Source organism: Gordonia sp. ALPHA1B1 (assembly GCF_005502615.1).
Taxonomy (GTDB): Bacteria; Actinomycetota; Actinomycetes; order Mycobacteriales; family Mycobacteriaceae; genus Gordonia; species Gordonia hongkongensis.
Genome location: NZ_SCOC01000088.1, coordinates 1 through 1540 on the forward strand (window position 1 = coordinate 1; position 1540 = coordinate 1540).

The window sequence follows — 1540 nt, forward strand, 5'->3', positions numbered from 1 at the left end:
TGTCCATGGCCATGAGAAAGTCCCCACTGGTGGCCAGGTCGAGGTCCCCGCTGGTGGCCAGATAAAAGTCCCCACCCTGTGTTCGTCGTGTCGACCCGGAACTGAAGGCCCAGGCGATGACGGTGAAGGTGCCAACCGATCACCATCACCGCCCGGGAGTTCCATTGAAGTCTGCGAAGGACCGTATGGACATCATTTCTGCTTACCGAGAACTCGGAAGCTATCGCGCCGCAGCCGAGGTGTGCGGCACCACCCACAAGACCGTCAAGCGCGTGGTCGATCGGTTCGAAGCCGACGATCAACCACCCGATCGCAAGGAACGGGCCCGCAACTACGATGCGGTGGCCCAGCTCGTCGCGCAGCGAGTCGCGCGGTCACACGGCCGGATCACTGCCAAACGGCTGCTACCGGTAGCGCGAGCGGCAGGATATGAGGGGTCGGCGCGGAATTTCCGTCGTCTGGTCGCCCAGGAGAAAACGCAGTGGCGCCGTGAGCATCACCGCGGCCGTCGCCCGGCAGTGTGGGCTCCGGGTGACTACCTGGTCATCGATTGGGCGGTGATCGGCGGGTTACACATGTTCTGCGCGGTGCTGGCGTTCTCACGCTGGCGGTTCGTTCGGTTCGCCACCAACGAAACAGCCACCACCACACTCGGATTCATTGCTGAAGCCTTCGAGGAGATCGGTGGAGTGCCCAACAAGGTACTTGCTGATCGGATGGGCTGCCTCAAAGGTGGAGTCGTCGCCAACGTTGTCGTACCCACCCCCACGTATGTGCGGTTTGCCACCCACTACGGGTTCGCCCCGGACTTCTGTCACGGCGCCGATCCGGAGTCGAAGGGGATCGTGGAGAACCTGTGCGGGTACGCGCAGTCGGATCTGGCGCAGCCGTTGTGGACCGAAGCCAAGATCGCCGCGGGTCGCGACGACGTGCAGCTGGATGTGCATCTGGCGAACCGGGCTGCGTGGGACTGGTGTGCCGAGGTCAACACTCGACGCCACAGCGATACGCTGACGGTGCCCACTGACCAGCTGGTGAGTGAACGGAAAGTGTTGGCGGCGTTACCGTCTCTGCGTGCTCAGGTCGGCCCGCCGCCTGTCACCCGTAAAGTCGACCGTCTTTCCTGTATCCGGTATGCCTCGGCCCGCTACTCGGTTCCTAACCGGCTCATCGGCGCCACCGTGACCCTCCTCCAGGACGGTGGAACGCTCCTGATCGCCGAGCCCGCCTCGGGCGAGGTGGTCGCCGAGCATGCGTTGGCTGCCCCAGGAGAGGTGGTCCTCAACGACGATCATTACGGCGGGCCACGCACACCCCTTAGTCGTGCACCACGACCGAAAACTGCTGCCGAAAAACAGTTCTGCGATCTCGGAGAACCAGCCGAGCAGTTCCTAGTCGGTGCCGCGGCGATCGGTAATACCCGCCTGGCCGGTGAACTCGATGACATCCTCGGACTCATCACCTCCCACGGCCACGAACAGGTGCTCACCGCCCTGACCAGGGCGGTGGCGTTCCGACGGTTCAAGGCCGCCGATGTGCG

Annotated in this window: 1 protein-coding gene; it reads left to right on the top strand. The window is 63.8% G+C overall.

Annotation, left to right across the window (positions count from 1 at the left end):
- Nucleotides 1-164: 164 nt before the first annotated feature.
- The coding region (gene istA, locus FFS52_RS23495) for an IS21 family transposase (RefSeq protein ID WP_137811080.1) at nt 165-1540 on the top strand (1376 nt) is incomplete at its 3' end.